Source organism: Priestia taiwanensis (assembly GCF_014638355.1).
In the GTDB taxonomy this organism is placed as follows: Bacteria; Bacillota; Bacilli; order Bacillales; family Bacillaceae_G; genus Priestia_D; species Priestia_D taiwanensis.
Genome location: NZ_BMFK01000002.1, coordinates 457,296 through 477,060, shown reverse-complemented (window position 1 = coordinate 477,060; position 19,765 = coordinate 457,296). Strand labels below are relative to the sequence as shown.

18 protein-coding genes are annotated in these 19,765 nt (G+C 37.3%); 13 read left to right on the top strand and 5 right to left on the bottom strand.

Going from position 1 to position 19,765, the window contains the following annotated elements:
• Positions 1-75: 75 nt before the first annotated feature.
• A complete protein-coding gene (locus tag IEV41_RS14465) occupies positions 76-2,466 on the top strand; it encodes a penicillin acylase family protein (RefSeq protein WP_188389204.1) in 2,391 nt (796 codons plus the stop codon).
• Positions 2,467-2,474: 8 nt separating this feature from the next.
• Here IEV41_RS14465 and IEV41_RS14460 read toward each other — a convergent pair whose 3' ends face one another.
• The gene (locus IEV41_RS14460; protein ID WP_188389203.1) at positions 2,475-3,398 is read right to left on the bottom strand and encodes an alpha/beta hydrolase; all 924 of its coding nucleotides are present in this window, start codon (positions 3,396-3,398) and stop codon (positions 2,475-2,477) included.
• A 500-nt stretch (positions 3,399-3,898) separates the two neighbouring features.
• On the opposite strand from IEV41_RS14460, the gene IEV41_RS14455 reads away from it, so the two are divergent.
• Together IEV41_RS14455 and IEV41_RS14450 are read left to right on the top strand one after the other, a co-directional pair.
• Positions 3,899-4,132 (top strand): DUF2553 family protein, encoded by a 234-nt coding sequence (locus IEV41_RS14455; RefSeq protein WP_188389202.1) that lies wholly within the window; start codon positions 3,899-3,901, stop codon positions 4,130-4,132.
• 7 nt (positions 4,133-4,139) lie between these two features.
• Positions 4,140-4,322: a sporulation protein Cse60 gene (locus IEV41_RS14450; RefSeq protein WP_188389201.1), complete on the top strand. Its 183-nt coding sequence runs from the start codon at positions 4,140-4,142 to the stop codon at positions 4,320-4,322.
• 36 nt (positions 4,323-4,358) lie between these two features.
• On the opposite strand, the gene IEV41_RS14445 is transcribed toward IEV41_RS14450, so the two are convergent.
• Positions 4,359-5,618 (bottom strand): BaiN/RdsA family NAD(P)/FAD-dependent oxidoreductase, encoded by a 1,260-nt coding sequence (locus tag IEV41_RS14445; protein WP_188389200.1) that lies wholly within the window; start codon positions 5,616-5,618, stop codon positions 4,359-4,361.
• Between the two features lie 170 nt (positions 5,619-5,788).
• On the opposite strand from IEV41_RS14445, the gene IEV41_RS14440 reads away from it, so the two are divergent.
• The 3 genes from IEV41_RS14440 (at position 5,789) to IEV41_RS14430 (ending at position 9,598) form a co-directional block, all read left to right on the top strand.
• The gene (locus IEV41_RS14440; RefSeq protein WP_188389199.1) at positions 5,789-7,045 is read left to right on the top strand and encodes a hypothetical protein; all 1,257 of its coding nucleotides are present in this window, start codon (positions 5,789-5,791) and stop codon (positions 7,043-7,045) included.
• Between the two features lie 206 nt (positions 7,046-7,251).
• Entirely contained in the window at positions 7,252-8,880 is a 1,629-nt protein-coding gene (locus tag IEV41_RS14435; RefSeq protein ID WP_188389198.1) for a putative polysaccharide biosynthesis protein, read from the top strand.
• Positions 8,881-8,884: 4 nt separating this feature from the next.
• Complete coding sequence (locus IEV41_RS14430; protein WP_188389197.1) at positions 8,885-9,598, top strand: pseudouridine synthase; 714 nt, start codon at positions 8,885-8,887, stop codon at positions 9,596-9,598.
• 100 nt (positions 9,599-9,698) lie between these two features.
• Here IEV41_RS14430 and IEV41_RS14425 read toward each other — a convergent pair whose 3' ends face one another.
• Positions 9,699-9,899 carry a DeoR family transcriptional regulator gene (locus IEV41_RS14425; protein ID WP_373284245.1) on the bottom strand — a complete coding sequence of 67 codons (201 nt, stop codon included), beginning with the start codon at positions 9,897-9,899 and terminating at the stop codon, positions 9,699-9,701.
• A gap of 357 nt (positions 9,900-10,256) precedes the next feature.
• Between IEV41_RS14425 and pepV the strand changes: the two genes are divergently transcribed.
• The 5 genes from pepV to IEV41_RS14400 all read left to right on the top strand — a co-directional run bounded on the left by pepV (position 10,257) and on the right by IEV41_RS14400 (position 17,144).
• Complete coding sequence (pepV, locus tag IEV41_RS14420; RefSeq protein WP_188389294.1) at positions 10,257-11,669, top strand: dipeptidase PepV; 1,413 nt, start codon at positions 10,257-10,259, stop codon at positions 11,667-11,669.
• A gap of 124 nt (positions 11,670-11,793) precedes the next feature.
• Entirely contained in the window at positions 11,794-12,951 is a 1,158-nt protein-coding gene (locus IEV41_RS14415) for an MFS transporter (protein ID WP_229722253.1), read from the top strand.
• On the top strand, positions 12,951-13,922 hold the full coding sequence (locus IEV41_RS14410; RefSeq protein WP_188389195.1) for a hypothetical protein: 972 nt from the start codon (positions 12,951-12,953) through the stop codon (positions 13,920-13,922). Before IEV41_RS14415 ends, IEV41_RS14410 begins: the two co-directional genes overlap by 1 nt.
• A 6-nt stretch (positions 13,923-13,928) precedes the next feature.
• The gene (pulA, locus tag IEV41_RS14405) at positions 13,929-16,064 is read left to right on the top strand and encodes a type I pullulanase (protein ID WP_188389194.1); all 2,136 of its coding nucleotides are present in this window, start codon (positions 13,929-13,931) and stop codon (positions 16,062-16,064) included.
• Between the two features lie 294 nt (positions 16,065-16,358).
• On the top strand, positions 16,359-17,144 hold the full coding sequence (locus tag IEV41_RS14400) for a phosphotransferase family protein (protein WP_188389193.1): 786 nt from the start codon (positions 16,359-16,361) through the stop codon (positions 17,142-17,144).
• Between the two features lie 92 nt (positions 17,145-17,236).
• Here IEV41_RS14400 and IEV41_RS14395 read toward each other — a convergent pair whose 3' ends face one another.
• Positions 17,237-17,515 (bottom strand): YtzH-like family protein, encoded by a 279-nt coding sequence (locus IEV41_RS14395; protein ID WP_188389192.1) that lies wholly within the window; start codon positions 17,513-17,515, stop codon positions 17,237-17,239.
• 143 nt (positions 17,516-17,658) lie between these two features.
• Between IEV41_RS14395 and trmB the strand changes: the two genes are divergently transcribed.
• Positions 17,659-18,294 (top strand): tRNA (guanosine(46)-N7)-methyltransferase TrmB, encoded by a 636-nt coding sequence (gene trmB, locus IEV41_RS14390; protein ID WP_188389191.1) that lies wholly within the window; start codon positions 17,659-17,661, stop codon positions 18,292-18,294.
• 88 nt (positions 18,295-18,382) lie between these two features.
• Complete coding sequence (locus IEV41_RS14385; RefSeq protein WP_188389190.1) at positions 18,383-19,225, top strand: YtnP family quorum-quenching lactonase; 843 nt, start codon at positions 18,383-18,385, stop codon at positions 19,223-19,225.
• Positions 19,226-19,275: 50 nt separating this feature from the next.
• Here IEV41_RS14385 and IEV41_RS14380 read toward each other — a convergent pair whose 3' ends face one another.
• Positions 19,276-19,614, bottom strand: a complete 339-nt coding sequence (locus tag IEV41_RS14380; RefSeq protein WP_188389189.1) for a PepSY domain-containing protein — start codon at positions 19,612-19,614, stop codon at positions 19,276-19,278.
• Positions 19,615-19,765 lie beyond the last annotated feature (151 nt).

Genomic DNA, 19,765 nt, shown 5'->3' with positions numbered 1-19,765 from the left:
TTTTTTATGTTTTGAAAAGGAATTTCCCTCATAAATATGGAAGTAAATCGTTACTAAGCTGAAAGAGGTGAAAAGATGGAAGTTGTAGTCAAGAAGAAGATACAGAGAAAAGGGTATCGATTTATTTTATATGCGTTTATTGCACTTGTTCTTTTGCTCGCGTTGTTACTCGGTTTTGTGAATAGTTATTTACATAAAGCGGTACCGCCACTTAGTGGAGAAATGGTAATTGATGGATTGACAGAAGAAGTATCTGTTGTACGAGATAAAGAAGGGGTTCCACATATTTCGGCACGTAATGAACGTGATCTATTTATTGCACAAGGCTACGTGACTGCGCAGGAACGTCTTTTTCAGATGGATATGAGTAGGAGGCAAGCATCTGGAGAATTAAGTGAGGTTGTTGGGGATGCGACAATTGAGCGAGATAAATTTTTTCGAACGTTTGGCTTAAAGCGAGCGGCGATAGCTTCATATGATGTGTATTCAGATGAAGGAAAGAATGTTTTGCAGTGGTATGCAGACGGAGTGAATGCATTTATAGAAGAAGCTAAAAAGGAAAATAGGCTTCCTGTTGAATTTACACTCTTAGGATACGAACCGAAAGAATGGACGCCATTTGATTCACTCACGATTGGTAAGTACATGGCATATGATTTAGGTGGTCATTGGAGAGGTCAAGCTTTCCGCCATTACTTGATGCAGAAGCTTCCAAAAGAAAAGGCGTATGAACTATTTCCATCTTATCCGAAAGACGCACCGACAATTGTAGAATCGACAAACATAGATGTTGAGAAAAGCTTTGCTTCGGTTGTCTTTCCGAATGAATTTAATGGTAGTAATAATTGGGTTATTAGTGGTGAGAAAAGTGTGTCTGGAAAGCCGCTTTTAGCAGATGATCCACATTTATCATTGGCAACACCAGCTATTTGGTATCAAACACAGTTACAAACACCTGATATGAATGTGAGTGGTGTTATTTTCGCTGGAGTTCCAGGAATTATTCTTGGCCATAATGAACACGTTGCATGGGGTGTGACAAATGTTGGGCCAGACGTACAAGATTTATATATTGAAAAACGGAATCCAGCAAATAAAACACAGTTCTTATACAACGATAAATGGGAAAATGCAGAAATATATAGAGAAACGATTAAAGTAAAGGGTGAAACAGCTATCCCTTATGAAGTAGTAGTGACCCGACATGGACCTGTTATTTCAGAATTTGCACATGACAATGGTAACGATAAGGTTCTGTCAATGAGATGGACAGCGCACGATCCATCACCGGAATTAGAAGCTATTTTGAAATTGAATAAAGCGACGAACTGGACTGAATTTGAGAAAGGCTTAGAATTATTTCATACACCCGCCCAGAACTTTGTATTTGCAGCGAAGGACGGGACAATTGCATACAAAGCGAATGGAAAGATTCCTATCCGTAAAAAAGGAGCGAGTATGGTACCTGTTCCTGGATGGACAGATGAATACGAATGGAATGGATATATTCCATTTGATAAATTGCCAACGGTGATAAATCCATCAGAAGGATTCATTGCAACAGCAAATAATAAAGTAGTTAATGATACGTATCCATATCATATTTCTTATACGTGGGCACAACCGTACCGACAAATGCGAATTGTAGAAGTATTGAAATCGAAAGAAAAGTTTACAGTAGAAGATATGCAACAGCTCCAAATGGATCAAGTAAACTTACAAGCAAAAGAATTTGTGCCTATTTTCCTTCAAGCGTTCGAACAAGTATCGTTAACAGAAAAGGAAAAGCAGGCTGTGGCAGCATTAGAAGAGTGGAACTATGTAGATGATAAAGAGTTTGCAGCGCCACTTATCTTTCATACATTAATTGAAAAAGTAGAGAATGTGTTATTTAAAGATGATATTTCGGAGAAAATGCTCGAATTATTTTCCGGGAAAGGAAATATTGTCGATGAGCTCCTTCGAAAAGCAGCAAAAGGAGAAAAAAGTATTTGGATTCATGAAAAAGGAGGACTTCCTGCAGTCTTACATGCAGCGTTGAAAGAAACAATAGATGAAGTAAGCGAGGCACAAGGGAACAAGATTGAGAAGTGGAAATGGGGAGAGAAGCATCAATTAGCCTTTTTGCATCCGTTATCGAATGTTAGTGCTTTGAAGTGGATGTTCAATTGGAAGAACCCAGTTCCTGTTGGTGGAAGTCATGTAACAGTTCAAGCAGCTGGTTGGAATAAGAAGACGGGACTTGTTAATCACGGAGCATCATGGAGGTTTGTTATTGATGCAGCTGATTTGACGAAAGGATATCATGTTGTTGGTCCTGGACAATCGGGGCATGTGAAGAGCGAATGGTATGATAATCAAATTCAAGATTGGGCTGACGGTATATATCATGTCACAAGCTTGAAGGAAGAAGGAGCGAAAGAGAATACGCTTCTTCTTATGCCAAAAACAAAGAAAAATGAGTAGGGGATTCCCTACTCATTTTTTCGTATGTGTGCATGTAGCCAATGAATAACATCTTGGAATACATCTTGTCGGTTCACCTCATGGAACATTTCGTGACGGCCATCTTTGTATAATTTAATTGTGACATCTTGTACACCACATTTACGGTATAAGTTGTATGATTGTTGAACACCTTTTCCCATATCTCCGACTGGGTCACGATCACCAGAGAATAAATAAATAGGAAGTGTAGTAGGAGTTTGCATCATTCCAGCTTTACTTGTTGCTTGTGCTACACCACTAAATAATTCTTTGTAGAAACTCGTTGTACAAATAAATCCACATAGTGGGTCATTCATATAACGTTGTACTTGTTGAGGATCTGATGATAGCCAATCGCTTTCTGTTGCTGCTGGTTTGAAGTGGGCATTAAAGCTCCCAAATGACAGGTGATTTAGGAGTGGACTTTTTGTTCTCTTCCCGCGAACAGTCATTTCAAATTTTGCTACGATTTCGCCAAGCTTTCCTAATAACCCGGGAGAAGCGCCTGTCCCAGAAAGAAGTAGACCATCATATAAGTCATCACGTAGTTGCACAACGCGTCGTGATAAGAAAGATCCCATACTATGACCTAATAAGAATAGTGGTGCGTCTACTTCCTCTCGAATATGTTCAGATAGAAAAATAATATCTTGGACGGCGTGATTCCAACCGAGTTTCGGCTCCAAGTGACCTAAATCTTCTTCTAAAGCCGTCTTGCCGTGGCCACGGTGATCATGAATATAAACAGCAAATCCTGCTGCTACTAGTGCATCAATAAATTCATCATATACTCCACCGTGCTCTGTCATTCCATGTGCCATCTGTATAACAGCACGTACGTTAGATGGAATACGCTTACGTACATATAATAAAGTACCATCATGTGATGGTATCGTTCCTTCCCATAGCATAAATAAATGTCCTCCTCTATTGATTGAACGAATGAGAAATTTAGTCAATTTTATTTACTTTTTATTGTATGAAAAAATGAACGAAAAAGATAGTAGAAATACTTAAAACAATTTTTTATATACGCCGCCTTTTTTTATCCATTTGCAATATGTGTGCATGAAAGGATGGCTTTTTTCCTTTTTGTTTGTGTGATAGAAGGGATACCATAGGAAGATAACATATAAGAGAAAAAAGGAAAAGAAGTAGGAGAAGATACCAAAGAGATACGTGTTGTAACTAATCCCTATTATACCGACAGTGATGCTGAGCAGAAGAATAGCTATATAAAGATAGGAGTATATTTTGTATGAAAGCATAGAGAACCTCCCTTTGTTTATTTGAAATGAATACTTTCTATATTATGTGTATTCAAGTTAGACATAAGAAAATGATTGAATATTTTCTTGTGGAAATAAATACATATGAACAAGGAAGATTATGCATGAAAGGAGAAGGAAAGGTGAAGAGAATCTTAAAGATTGATATTACAGATAATGTCGTGGCGAAGTTTAAGGAGTCATATTTAGAGGTTTATTTGAGTGGGTTTTGTATTGGGAAATACCATATAGATATAGATGAGAAAAAAGCTGAATTGACAGATGGGTATATATATGAAAAAGGCCGATTTTATAAAGTGATCGATATCGGTAGAGAAGAGAGGTCATATGTAGAGGATGGGTATATAGGTTGGTGATGAAGAAATGTTAAAAGTAAAAGTATTTGATGAAGAGCATGAGAAAGATTTGGAGTATGCGGTAAATACATTTTTAGCGACGGTAGGAGAAAAGGATATAAAAGATATTCAGTATCGCGTAGCTGCGACGAGTACGGATAGTGCCCATCAGTATTATTGTTTTTCGGTCATGATTGTATATCGAGCCTAACCATTTTTATAGGAACAATGGTTAGGCTCATTTTATTTAGCTATTTAGCCCTGCATTTAAACCAGCAAGTCGCCCTGTTACAAGAGCAGATGTAATGTTATAACCACCTGTATAACCGTGGATATCAAGAATTTCTCCGCAGAAATATAGCCCGTTCATGAATTTAGATGCCATTTCTTTCGGGTTAATTTCTTTTACTGACACGCCTCCACCTGTTACGAATGCTTTTTCAAGTGATAGTGTACCATGAACAGAGAACGAGAAGTTCTTGAATTCTTCTACTAGTTGACGAAGTTGTTCATGTGATACGTGACCACTTTCTTTTGCTAAGTCAATATTGTTTCGTTCAAGTACAAATAACAACATACGCTCTGGGACAATCCCTTTTAGCAAGTTTTTAATTGCTTTTTTAGGCTCGTCTTTCGTTAGCTTTACAAGTTGTTGGAATACTTCTTCGTTATTTTTGTCTGGAAGCATATCAATCGACACTGTTACATGATTGACCTTGAATTTTTTCATCGTTTTTACAACGTATTGGCTGCAACGAAGGGCAGCTGGGCCAGAGATACCAAAGTGTGTGAATAGCATATCCATACGATGTGTTTTCACTACTTTTCCTTTTGGATTACGTACCGTTAGTGCTACATCCCGAAGAGAAAGCCCTTGTAGTTGTTTCTGCTGGATGAATGGTTCATGTGATGTAATTGGTACTTCTGTTGGGAATAGTTCTGTAATGGTGTGACCAGCTTTTTCTGCCCAAGCATATCCGTCACCGGTTGAACCAGTGTGTGGAACAGATTTACCGCCTACAGCAATGATAACATTCGGAGAAGAAAGGAATTCGCCGTTTTGTAATACAATGCCTTTCGTTTGTCCATTCTCATATTCGACTGTTTTGACAGGTGTATTCACACGAATTTCTACGTGAAGTTGATCAAGACGTTTTAATAGCGCATCTACGACAGACTGTGCTTTATCGGATACAGGGAACATACGTCCATGATCTTCTTCTTTTAGGCGTACGCCTAGTTTTTCGAAAAAAGTAATAATATCTTCATTGTTAAAAAGTGAAAAGGCGCTATAGAGGAAGCGACCATTTCCTGGAATGTGCTTAATAATTTCATCGATTGGAAGACGGTTCGTTACGTTACAACGTCCGCCACCTGAAATGGCTAATTTTCGGCCAAGTTTGTTTCCTTTATCAAGAAGAAGGACTTTTTTGTTTTGTTCACCAGCTGCAATTGCCGCCATTAGTCCAGATGGTCCTCCTCCGATGACGATAACATCATAGTTCATTCTTTCACCAACTTTATCAGTATACTGTAGTACAGGATACCACTTTTGTAGTGAAAAATATACAAAGAGAACGAAAAGGTTACCCACGCCTACAGCTAGTATGGTACATACGATAGAGAATAAGGGGTGGGCAAATGGAGAGAGAACAAGAGGATAAAAGGAGAGAACTCATGCCTCCACGTATATTTGATGGAGGAGGTCAAGTAAAAAGGCAGAATATATGGAGCAAAGCAAACAATCCGAATTCAAAGCGAATAGTAGACGGAGGAAGCAAATTAAGTAAGTCAGATATTCAGAAACAAGTCAGTAATCCGAAAGTAAAGCGAATGTTAGATGGAGGAAGTAAATCAAATAAACCAGATGTTGAGAACCAAGTAAGTAATGAAAAGATAGAGAGAACGTTAGACGGAGGAAGTAAATCAAATAAACCAGATGTTGAGAACCGAGTAAGTAATGCGAAAATAGAGAGAATGTTAGATGGAGGAAGTAAATCAAATAAACCAGATGTCGAGAACCAAGTGAGTAATGGAAAAGTAGAGCGAATGTTAGACGGAGGAAGTAAATCAAATAAATTAGATGTTGAGAACCAAGTGAGTAATGGAAAAGTAGAGCGAATGTTAGACGGAGGAAGTAAATCAAATAAATTAGATGTTAAGAACCAAGCAAGTAATTCGAAGGTAGAGAGAACGTTAGACAGAGGAAGCAAATCAAGTAATCTGAATATCCAGAACCAAGTAAGTAATGCAAAAATAGAGCGAATGTTAGACGTGGGAAATAAATCAAATAAACTAGATGTTAAGAACCAAGTAAGTAATGAAAAGGCAGAGAGAACGTTAGACGGAGGAAGTAAATCAAATAAAACAGATGTCCAGAAACAAGCAGGTAAAGCGAAAATAGAACGAATGTTAGACGGAGGGAGTAAATCAAATAAACTAGATGTTCAGAACCAAATAAGTAATGGAAAAGTAGAGCGAATGTTAGACGTGGGAAGTAAATCAAATAAACCAGATGTTGAGAACCAAGTAAGTAATGAAAAGGTAGAGAGAATATTAGATGGAGGAAGTAAATTAAGTAATCCAGATATTCAGAGTCAAGAAAACAATCCGAGAGTAGAGCGAATGTTAGACGGAGGCAGTAAATCAAATAAATCAGTTATTCAGAACCAAGTAAGCAGCTCAAAACCAATGAGGCTTCTTGATCAAGCAATTAGCTTAAATAAACAAACTAAGTCAAATACCCAAGCAAATAGGGATAAAAAAAATCAAAAACTAGAAAAAATGAATTTATTTTTTTTAGGAGCAGATGTACTAAGTACAATTGTTAGCCTAGCAGTAGTAGATGTATTAGCTGACCCATACGGGGAAACAATGCAAAAAAGACCTCCGTACCGTCCGAATCCACCGATGGAGAAATTTAAAGGCAGCTGATGATTTTACTAGCTGTCGATACATAAAATAGTTATTTAGATATAGAAAAAGAGAAGGATTTCTTTTATGAAATGTGAAAAAAGTTTTACAAATGTGTCGGTTTATTTATAGAGGGGAGCAAGTAAGGGGTATGTAAGTCGGAATGATTTGTGTTAAAATAACTAAGTTAATTATTTAGTAGGTAAGCATACGTAGGAGGCATAAGCATGTCCGATTCGAAGTTTTTACGAGGTACATTAATTGTGACCCTCGGTACATTCCTTGTGAAGTTTCTAGGGATGATTTATGTAATCCCGTTTTATCAGTTAGTTAAAGAACCGGGCGGGGCTCTTTATCAATATGGATACGTACCATATACAATCTTTTTAAGTATTGCGACAGCTGGTGTTCCATTAGCTGTATCGAAGTTTGTATCGAAATACAATGAGTTAGGCGATTATCATACAAGCAGGCGGATGTTTCAGTCTGGATTAGTATTAATGACGGTGACTGGTTTCGTGTCGTTTATTGTACTATATCTAGGTGCACCTTTATTAGCACCGCATGTATTACCTGTTTCAGGTAATGAAGGAAATACGGTAGAAGATGTAACGATGGTTATACGTATGGTTAGTTTTGCGTTGTTAGTTGTTCCAATTATGAGTTTGATTCGTGGTTTCTTCCAAGGACATCAATCGATGGGCCCAACAACATTATCACAACTTGTGGAACAAATTGTGCGAATCGTCTTTTTATTAACAGCAACATATCTCGTTATGGAAGTGTTTGATGGAGGGTACCAAACTGCAGTAGGTTGGGCGACATTTGCGGCCTTTATTGGTGCTCTTGGTGGTTTAGCTGTCTTATTATGGTATTGGTTCCAGCGTAAGACTCATATGGATAAGTTAATTACACCACGTACGCAACGTTCGCAAATATCGACGTGGTCGATGTACAAAGAATTACTCATGTATGCTGGTCCGTTCGTATTCGTTGGAATTGCGACGCCGTTATATCAACAAATTGATATCCTTACTTTTAATAAAGCAATGTCTTGGATTAACCAAGGAGATATTGCGGAGGAGTTACTTTCTATTTTCTCCATGTATGGACATAAGTTAATTATGATACCTGTATCACTAGCAACTGCATTTAGCTTAACGTTAGTGCCTGCGATTACAAAGCTTCACACAGCAGGAGATTATAAGGGGCTACATCGTCAAATTGGACAAACATTGCAGATGACAACATTTTTAACATTACCGGCAGTAGTAGGTATTTCTGTGTTAGCCTATCCGACGTATGGTATGTTTTATAAATCTAGTCATATAGGTGGAGAAATATTGATGTGGTATGCACCGGTGGCAATTCTTTTTGCCTTTTATTCGGTGAATGCAGCTATTCTGCAAGGAATTAATCAGCAAAAATATGCAGTATTAAGTTTGGGTTACGGTATTCTCGTAAAGCTTGTATTAAATATTCCGCTGATTATGTTATTCGAAACACAAGGAGCGATTATCGCAACAGGATTAGGTTACTTCGTTTCTATTATGTATACATTCTTAAAAATTAAGAAACATACGTCGATGAACTTTAGTATTGTACGTCGACGTGTAGGATTAATAGCGATATTTGTAGCTATCATGGCAATAGTTGTGTTATTTACACAGTGGATTCTATCATTCTTTATGATATGGAACGATGGAAAGCTTCAATGCTTGTTGATTGTAGCAATTTGCGCTGTTGTTGGAGGAGCTGTGTATCTTTCATTAGCATGGATGACAAATTTAATTACGAAAGTATTCGGTGCGGAGTTAATGGAGAAGATACAGCGTAAAGTATTAAGAAGAGGGTAAAACAATGAGATTAGATAAATTACTAGCAAATATGGGATTTGGTAGTCGTAAAGAAGTGAAAAAGTTGTTAAAAGAAGGCGCTATTAAAGTGAATGGTGTGCCGGTGAAAGATGCAAAACAACATGTTGAGCCGTCACAAGAAGAAGTGACGGTTTATGATGACAAGATTGAATATAAAGAATTTATTTATCTTCTAATGAATAAGCCACAAGGTGTAATCTCAGCAACGGAAGATACGATGCATGAGACAGTTGTAGACTTATTAGAGTTAGACGATGCAGTGTTCAATCCATTCCCGGTTGGAAGATTAGACAAAGATACAGAAGGATTATTACTTCTAACAAATGATGGGCAGTTATCGCATCACTTACTTGCTCCGAAAAAACACGTACCGAAGAAATATTACGCAACGATACAAGGTATTGTAACAGAAGAAGATATCGTTGCTTTCCGTAACGGTGTCACGTTAGATGATGGATATCATACGAAGCCTGGAGAATTAACAATTTTACAGAGCGGAGAGCAATCTGAAATTGAGTTAATTATTACAGAAGGTAAGTTCCATCAAGTAAAGCGTATGTTTGAATCGGTTGATAAGAAAGTTATTTTCTTAAAACGTTTAGAAATGGGGCCACTTGGATTAGGTGATTTAGAAGTTGGCGAGTACCGCGAGTTAACAGATGAAGAAGTAGAGATGTTAAAAAATTATAAAGTATAAAAAATACCACCTATCACTCTTATATAAGAGTGATAGGTGGTATTTTTGTACATGGAAAATGAGCTATATAAGTAAGATATTATTTTACGAGTTAATAGTATTAAGAAGTTTTTTTCACTTTCTTTCCAGTTGTAGTCCATTTGCCTCGACAGGGACTGTGGACGAGGTGATTAAATACTAATACATTTAGATCACGTTGAATCGTCCGAGGAGTAATGCCGAATTCGTCAACCAAATCCTGCGTGGTAACCGTTCCTTTCTCATGAATAAACATGTAAATTGACTTGATACGAGTTAGCATACGGGATGTTGCATTATTCAAAAGACCACTCCTTCATGTTTTTTTGCTTCTAGACGAATATAGAAGCAGAATGAAATGGTATTTCTACTAAACATTTTACTCCATTATGATACGTTCATGCGTATATTATCAATAGTAATGGTTGAATTTTTTGTGAATTCTTTGTAAACAAGCTAGATAGTATACGTATCACGATGTGTCGGAGTCAAATGTGTTTATAGTAGTCCTATATTCTACAAAAAGTTACAAATTCCTTCTCTTTTTTGTGAAAAAGTAAGAAAGTTAGGAGAAGAGTAGCTTCCACTTCAAAAGTTGATTTGATAAGATGGAAGTAATATGAAAAAATGGGGTGGGAAAATGACAGAAATAAAGTGGATGGACGAAGTCTTAAAAAGAAAAGAACTATTTTTGAATGATACATGTGAGTTTTTACAAATTAAAAGTGTATTAGATGAGGATAGCAAGGTAGAAGGTGCCCCGTTCGGTAAAGGAATTGAGGAAGCATTATACTATATGCTTCACAAAGGAGAGAAGGACGAATTCGTTACGAAAAACGTTGACGGATATGCGGGACATATAGAGATGGGACAAGGTGAAGAATTAGTAGGAATCTTATGTCACGTAGATGTTGTACCAGAAGGTGATGGTTGGACAACAGACCCGTATAGCGCGGATATTCGCGATGGTAAGATTTTTGCTAGAGGTGCAATCGATGACAAAGGTCCAACAATGGCGGCGTATTATGCAATGAAAATTGTCAAAGAACTTGGTCTTCCATTAAATAAACGTGTACGCATGATTTTAGGCACAGATGAAGAAAGTAATTGGGGATGCGTGGAGCATTATTTCGCGAATGAAGAAATGCCAACGATGGGCTTCGCACCGGATGCAGATTTCCCAATTATTTATGCAGAAAAAGGAATTATGGGCTTTGATTTCGTACAAGAAGTGTCTGGTCTTCAAACAGAAGGTCGTCCATATGAATTAGTTTCATTCCAATCAGGACGACGTCAAAACATGGTGCCAGACTTTGCGAAGGCAATTGTGCAAACAGATGAAAAAGAGGCGTTACTTCGTACGTACAATGATTATTTAATAGAAAAGCAATTAGTAGGAAAATGTTATATTGAAAATAATGATGTGCATCTGGAATTAGAAGGTATTTCAGCACACGGAATGGAGCCAAACAACGGTAAAAATGCCGGTCTATATTTAGGAGCATTTTTACATACATTATCACTAGATGAGCAGGCGAAGCACTTCACATCATTCATTGCAACGTATTTATTAGAGGATACTCGCGGGGTGAATCTAGAAGTTGCCTATAATGATGATATTACAGGTGATTTAACTGTGAATGCAGGTCAATTCTCGTATGATAAAGCGAATGGTGGCAAGGTTGGTATTAGTTTACGTTATCCAGTCACAGCAGACGGTGAGAAAGTCATTGCGACGCTACGTGAAAAGAGTGCATCAATGAATTTCGTAGTAATGAACGATAACAATTCTAACCCACACCATGTAGATAAGAATCATCCACTTATTCAAACGTTGCAACGTGTATATGAAGAGCAAACTGGTGAGGAAGCAACATTACTTTCTATTGGTGGTGGAACGTATGCACGTTCGTTAGAAGCTGGTGTGGCCTTTGGACCGCTATTCCCTGGAAAACCAGAGGTAGCACATCAAAAAGATGAATATGTAGAAATTGATGATTTACTAAAAGCAACTGCAATTTATGCACAAGCAATATATGAATTAGCAAAGTAAGTAGACTGTAATATAATGGGCAGTGAATCCTACTCGTACGTTTATTTGCATTGTGAGAGGATTACTGCCTATTTATATGTGATTTAGGCATAATAGAGAGACAGCGTTGGAAGGAGATTTACAATTGAATATTGGAAAGTTATTTAGAGCATATTATGTAGCAATTTTCTTTGGAATGGGAATACTTAACACATTATTAGCTGTTTATTTACAAGATGATTTAAAACTAAGTGGATCAGAGATTGGACTAGTAATGTCACTCATACCAATCGTTATGATTTTCGGACCGCCTTTATGGGGGATATTAAGTGACTATACACAAAAGCCATTGCAAATTTTAGGTTTCACCTTACTATGTATGGCATTATCTAGTTTATTATTTTCCATTACAACAGGCCTTTGGTTATTACTTGTCGTAAGTTTTTTACTTGCGTTTTTCCAAAGCGCATTGACGCCACTATCGGATAGTATTACATTGACCTATACAGAAAAAAGTAATGAGCATTATGGATCGATTCGTCTATACGGTGCAATTGGTTTTGCTGTTTCTGTATTAGTTGGTGGACGAGCTGCTGATGCATTTGGTTTACATGTTATTTTTTATATTGCAGCTGTTATGTTTGTTATTGGTGCATTATTAAGCCGAAAGCTTCCATCAGAAGGGAAAGAGCTGAAGGGAAACTTGAAAGAAGGATTAAGCCACTTACTTGGTGAGAAAAAGTTTGTGATGTTTTTAATATGTACTTTCCTTATTGTTGGGCCCATTAATGCAAACAACACATATTTTGGTTTATATATTACGGATTTAGATGGAACGTTAACGGGGGTTGGAATTGCCTTCTTATTAGCAGCTGGTAGTGAAGCACCGTTTATGAAAATGTCGAATTATATTATTGAAAAATTAGGTGTGGAAAAACTATTAATTTTAACGGCTATCATTTGTATGTTTCGTTGGGGATTATACTACTTCACTCCTCCTTTGTGGGTTGTATACGCTTCAACAATTTCGCAAGGGTTATCTGTTGGTCTATTTATTCCCGCGGCTTTGTATTACATCCGCCAGATTACGCCAAGTACAATGCAATCAACAGCAATTTCATTATACTCTGCGATGGGATTCGGAGTAGGTGGATTCGTATGTACACTTGTTGGAGGATATGTTTTAGAAAAACTATCTATTCATTACGTGTATATTATTTTTGCATTATCGAGCTTGTTAGGTATTATTCTTTTATACGTGGTAAAGAAGTTTCCGTGTAAGGTTAAGGGAGTGCATGAATAATGGCTCAATTAATTAAATTACAAGATTATCCGTCACGCTATGAAAATGATATGTATTATTATCCTTCTCAATATGTTTCGTTAAAGAAAGAGCAATGGAAACGAATTAGTGATACATATGAGAGTGATTTGTTCCAGGAGTATCGAATGAACATTCTTCAAGAAGAAGAATATAGTGTAGTAGCACAAACAGAGAAAAAAGGATTTATTTCGTCAATGTTTGAACGCTTTAAGAAGAAAGAAATCATACAGGAGGAAGAACTTAAATCAGATCCACAAGATCAACCGTTTTATTATGTGCGAGAATTCTTCCTGCAATATAATCCCTCTTCGGCAGAAGCATTACAAAAATCTTATCAGCGATTCATGTTTCAATTGCAAATGAAATGGGCAAGTTCTTTAGTAGGACAGAAGCCCATGACGGACGCAATTGTTAAAAATAGTAGCTTATTAAGACATTTTCTCACGAAGTTACCAGATAATTATTTTGTGATGTATCGTCCAGTTTTTCATATAGGAAGTGCCCCTGTAGAGGCAGAGATTATCATTATTAGTCCTGTAGCGACGTGGTGTATTACATGCGTAGACGGAGATAGTGATAGCACGTTTGTGGCACGTAAAGGGAATTTTTGGGTGAATAAATCATTAAGGCATGAGCAAAAAATAATAAATCCTATGCATGCATCACATAGAATGGGGAAAATCGTGCAATCTATTTATCGGAATAAGCAGATTGACATGCCAATTCGTCACATTTTGTTAGCAAGAGATGGATACATCGATTATCCGTCTCCACCAATTGATGTAGAGATTATTGATAAGCGAAATGTGAATAAATGGTATGAATCATTACGTCAACTTTCTTCGCCAATTAAGTTCCAGCAATTAAAGGCGGCACAAGCGTTATTAGATACATGTAAGCGAACAGTAGCAACAGACCAAGAAGAAGGTGAACGTGTAGAAGAAAGGTGAATACACATGCTACAAATTAAACGCACCTTTGAAGCCTATATCGATACAATGCAGACAATCACAATTTTGGTACCGAAGCAAACGGGACAGAATTGTGATTCGTTTATGCTCGTACATAAGGACGAGCGATGGGAATTGCCGGTCTTTAATAGTCTATCTTTAGCACAACATATGAAGTATGAATGTCGCGTACCAATTCCACTTGAAATAGGGGAGACGTATGATGTGGTAGATGGAAAAGGTCGGCAAACTGATTTGCAAGTAGGAGCTGTTATTCGAACAAAAGAGTTCGATGGTATGTATGCATATGATGGCAAGTTAGGTGCTACGTATTCGGAGGAGAAAACAGTCTTCAGGTTATGGGCACCGACAGCTTCTCACGTCAAGTTGCGTATATATGAACAGATGAAATATGTGGAATATGATATGCAGCGGAGAGAAAAAGGTGTATGGAAGATTGAGTGTGTAGGTGATTGTGACGGCTTTATCTATACGTATTTAGTGTGCGTGAATCTTGTTTGGAGGGAAGCGACAGACCCATATTCGATTGGCTTAACTGTTAACAGTGAACAGAGTGTAGTCATCGATTTAGGGAAGACGCCTCGTGTAAATCGGTTATCATGGAAAGGGAATTCTATGACCGATGCGGTTATTTATGAAGCGCACATACGTGATATAACATCGCATCTACAAAGCGGGATTCGAAATAAAGGGAAATATATTGGGATTATCGAAGAAGCAACACGGGATATACAAGGTGGCCTGACTGGTCTTTCGTATATAAAAGAATTGGGTATTACTCATCTCCAATTACTTCCCTTTAATGATTTTGGGGGAGTGGATGAAGAGAATCCGAGTAAATCATATAATTGGGGATATAATCCGCTACATTATAATGTACCAGAAGGAAGTTATGCGACCAATCCTTATGATCCATATAACCGTATAACAGAGCTGAAAGAAATGATTCGTGTGCTACATCAACACGGAATCCGGATTATTATGGATGTTGTGTATAACCATGTGTATGTGCGAGAGTCTTCATCGTTTGAAAAGATTGTTCCCGGCTACTATTTTCGCCATGATTATCATGGTATGCCGTCCAATGGAACGGGGGTTGGAAATGATCTTGCTTCTGAGCGTAAGATGGTCCGTAAGTATATTCTCGACTCGATTCACTACTGGGTAGTGGAGTATGGAATAGACGGTTTTCGATTTGATTTGATGGGAATCCTTGATGTTGAAACGATGAATGCAATTCGTCAAGTTGTAGATGAAATAGATTCATCCATTCTTTTATTAGGAGAAGGATGGGATTTAAATACACCATTAGCATATGAAGCGAAGGCAGCTATTCATAATGCGGATAAGATGCCGCGTATTGCACATTTCAATGATCGTTTCCGAGATGGGGTAAAAGGAAGTACATTTCATCGTCATGACAAAGGGTTCGTTAGCGGAAATGTGACGAAGAAAGAAGAGATCCTTCGTTTAGTGACAGGAAGTATTTCGTTACGTGAACGAGGCAATGCTTTGTTTTCTCATCCAACTCAAAGTGTGAACTATGTAGAGTGTCATGATAACTATACGATGTGGGATAAGTTATACGTGTCTAATAAAGACGAAGAAATTCTTATGAGAAGAAAGAGGCATTTACTGGCAACGGCTTTTGTATTGTTGTCACAAGGGATACCGTTTTTGCATAGTGGGCAAGAGTTCTTTCGTACAAAACATGGAGTGGAGAATAGTTACAATGCTCCGGATAATATTAATCAGTTAGATTGGAATGCAAAAGAGAAGCATATAGATATTGTTCGTTATGTAAAAGCGTTAATTCACATTCGCCGATCTCATGGTGCGTTTCGTTTTTCAACTGCGGAGTTAATTCGCCGTCATATGGTATGGTTAGAAACAAGTGACCATGTACTTGGATACACGTTGAGAGATGTAGGGGCTTATGGAGAATGGTCAGATATAGCGGTTTTTTTCAATGTGGACACAACGGAGCATACAGTACAATTAGAAGAGGAAGACTGGTATATTAGGATACAAGGAGAGCAACTAATCTCTTCTCATGAGAAAGTAAAGGGGAGGGAGATAAAGTTATTTCCTCTTGGTGTGACCATCCTTTTCAAAATATAGTGATTATGTACTTGACTGATACAAAAGAATGAAGGTAAAATTGTGAAAGATAGCTATGCAGGGTAGACTTACGCTAATAGCTGTCTTTTTTATGACTATAAAGAATGTAATACGTGAATGAATATATATAGAAGCGTACTTATGCTTTGCCTTTATACAAAGGCTCGGCGGATGCCGAGTTTTCTTTGTTTTATTATAGGCGAGAAAAGGAACGTGGATAGGTCAAAGGTCCTTCTTTATACGTATCATGTAAGAGAAGGAATAAAAAATTCAACAAGGATAAAGTAAACGGAAATGAACATAGAATGGCTAAATCAATTATTAGGAGAACAATGGAATATTAGTCCTGCTGGTGGAGCAACAGGAGAAGCGTATATTGCGGAACTTGAAGCAAAGCGCTTATTTCTGAAGCGTAATTCTTCACCATTTTTAGCTGTTTTGTCCGCAGAGGGAATTGTTCCAAAGCTGTTATGGACAAAGCGTCTGGAAAATGGGGATGTCATTTCGGCGCAAGAATGGCTAGATTCGAAAATATTAAAGCCAGAAGATATGGCACGAGATGATGTAGCTAGTTTGCTGAAGAAGATACATTCGTCCAAAGAATTGCTTAATATGCTGCAACGCATTCGTAAGAAACCATATTATCCAAGTGTGTTATTTGAGAAAGTTTGTAGCACGTTGGATGAGGATATTAAGGAAGACACATTGACGAAAAAGGCATTAGCGTTCCTACAGGAAGAACTACCAGTTACATGTTATGAGGATATGGCAGTGTGTCATGGTGATGTGAATCATAACAATTGGATTGTGGATGAAATCGATCAGTTATACTTGATTGATTGGGACGGTGCGGTTATTGCAGATCCTGCTATGGATGTTGGGATGTTGTTATATTGTTATATTCCAACGGCGAAGTGGCAAGGATGGTTACATGCGTATGGCTTAGAAATGACAGATGAATTGCTCCATCGTATGAAATGGTATGCTGTATTACAAACTATTTCGTCTATTCAATGGTACAAGACAAAAGACAAAGAAGATAGGGATTATTGGTACGCATTCTTACAAAACATTTTATGACAACTATTTCCTCGGAAATATGCAGATAATGTAGATTTCCATCGCATGAAATAATCAGTGGGATACTTACTCCCACTGATTATTTCATGCTGTTATGAATATTGGTCAAAATCTGTCACCCATTGTGATAATTGATTTTGATGATTAGAAATATGTTGATCGAGATTATTTGAGTATTTGCCATTTTGGCTGTAAGAATAAATATCATGAAGCATTGCTTTCATGTCTTGGTTAATATTATCATTTCCTAATAATGATTTAATAACCCGTTCTAATTGTTCACATTCTGAAACTGTTCCGCAGCAGTCCATCGAATGTTCGGTTAAAATATCTTTAAGGAGAGCCATTTGATGTTCGTGATTAATTGGCATAACAGTAACACCTCTTTTCACACATAATAGTGTTAGTGTTACAAAAAAAGGTTGAGCTTATACAAATGAAAAAGGGTGACCAAGTACAACGTATTGTATGTGGTCATCTTATGTATGGAAGTACAAGAAAGGGAGTGCATTTTATGCGTTTACGTCATAAACCATGGGCAAGAGAAAAAGTAGATAACAATCCACAATACGTGGCAGCTGCTCCGAAAGAGCAAAAAGGGAAATGGAAAGAGTTATTTGAGAGCGATCAACCAATTCATATTGAGGTAGGAACAGGACGTGGACGTTTCGTTACAGAAATGGCACGAGCAAATCCTCATATTAATTATATTGGAATTGAGAAATTTACAAGTGTTGCAGTAGATGCGTTAGATTGTATGTTAGAAGCAAACTTACCAAATGTAAAGCTTATTAATGATGATGCAAATGAGCTTGCGGATTACTTTGAAAAAGGAGAAGTGGATCGTGTGTACTTAAACTTCTCAGATCCGTGGCCAAAGGCTCGTCATGAAAAACGTCGTTTAACATACAAAACGTTTTTAGCTTCTTATGAGAATGTATTAGTCGACAACGGTGAAATCCATTTCAAGACGGATAATCGCGTCTTATATGAATACTCATTAGTGAGTATGTCACAATACGGCATGAAGTTGAAGTTCATTAGCTTAGACTTACACAAGAGTGACTTCGAAGGCAATATTATGACAGAATACGAAGAGAAGTTCTCAAGTAAAGGAAATCCTATTTACCGAGTAGAAGCGCAATTCTAATAGTAAAGGGTACAGACAATGTCTGTACCCTTTTTTTGTATACGTTATGTTACAATGAAAGTGTTTACAAAAGATGGGAGGGTGAAGAATGGAGAAATTGAACATTGGTGAAGTAACGGTAACATGGTTAGATGGTGGAAATACAGCGCTAGACGGTGGTGCGATGTTTGGGGTTGTTCCTAAACTACTATGGACGAAGAAGTATCCATGTAATGAACTAAATCAAATTCATATGCGAAATGATCCCCTACTTATTCAGACGAGAAATCGAAATATTTTAATTGATGCTGGTATGGGAAAGGCGAGATTAAACGATAAGCAAAAACGTAATTTTGGAGTACAAAAAGAAGCGAATATTGACGAATCATTACAAATATTAGGATTGAAAAGAGAAGATATTCATTGTGTTTGTATGACACATCTTCATTTTGATCACGTTAGTGGATTAACGAGAAATGAAAATGGCATACTAATTTCTATGTATCCAAATGCAACAATTTACACCTCACATATTGAATGGGATGAAATGAGAAATCCAAATATACGTTCCCGAAATACATATTGGCGAGAAAATTGGGAGCATATTCAAGAACAAGTATGTACGTTTACAGACAAATTAGATTTGGATGAAGGAATTAAAATGATTCATACAGGTGGGCACAGCGATGGTCATTCTATTATCCTTATTGAGAGTAATGGTGAGAAAATGTTACACCTTGGTGATATTATGCCAACACATGCGCATCAAAATCCTTTGTGGGTGATGGCATATGACGATTATCCAATGACCTCTATTTATGAGAAAGAAGAATGGATTGATTACGGTGTCAAAGAGAACGCTTGGTTCACATTTTACCATGATGCATATTACCGTGCAGTGAAGTGGAATGGGGAAGGCGAGCTAGTAGATGTACTAAAAGTGGCTAAATAAGAGAGAAAGGGAGGGATATGACCTCCCTTTTGTAGTGCTTAAGTGATAAATTAGACTGTTACTGCGTCTTTTAAGGGTGATACATCAAGTACTGTACCTGTTGTTGCATCAACTAAAAATTCGTAGCGAATAGAGCCTTCTTCCTCTTTCGCTGTAATACCACCACGATATACTTCATATTCAAGGCCAAAGCGGTCATAAGATTCTGGAATCATGTGAATCCAAGAACCACTGATCTCTCCTTTACGTTTGAACGCTTCTTTTACTGTTGAAAGAGCATCCTCAGGTTTCACATATTTCTTCTCAAGTTTCTTTTGAACAAGCATATTTGCGCCGACACCAGCACCAACACCGATTCCAACGCCGATAAGAACTTTTTTCCAACTCATGGTATAATCCTCTCCTTTTTAATCACTAGTATAGCGTAAAACAACTTTTAGTGTGACAAATGCCTATCTTTAATATACATGTTAGGGTAGCGTGTTTACAAAAAATTCGATACAATATTTTTGTAAAATGTTTTATTCAATTAAATATGGT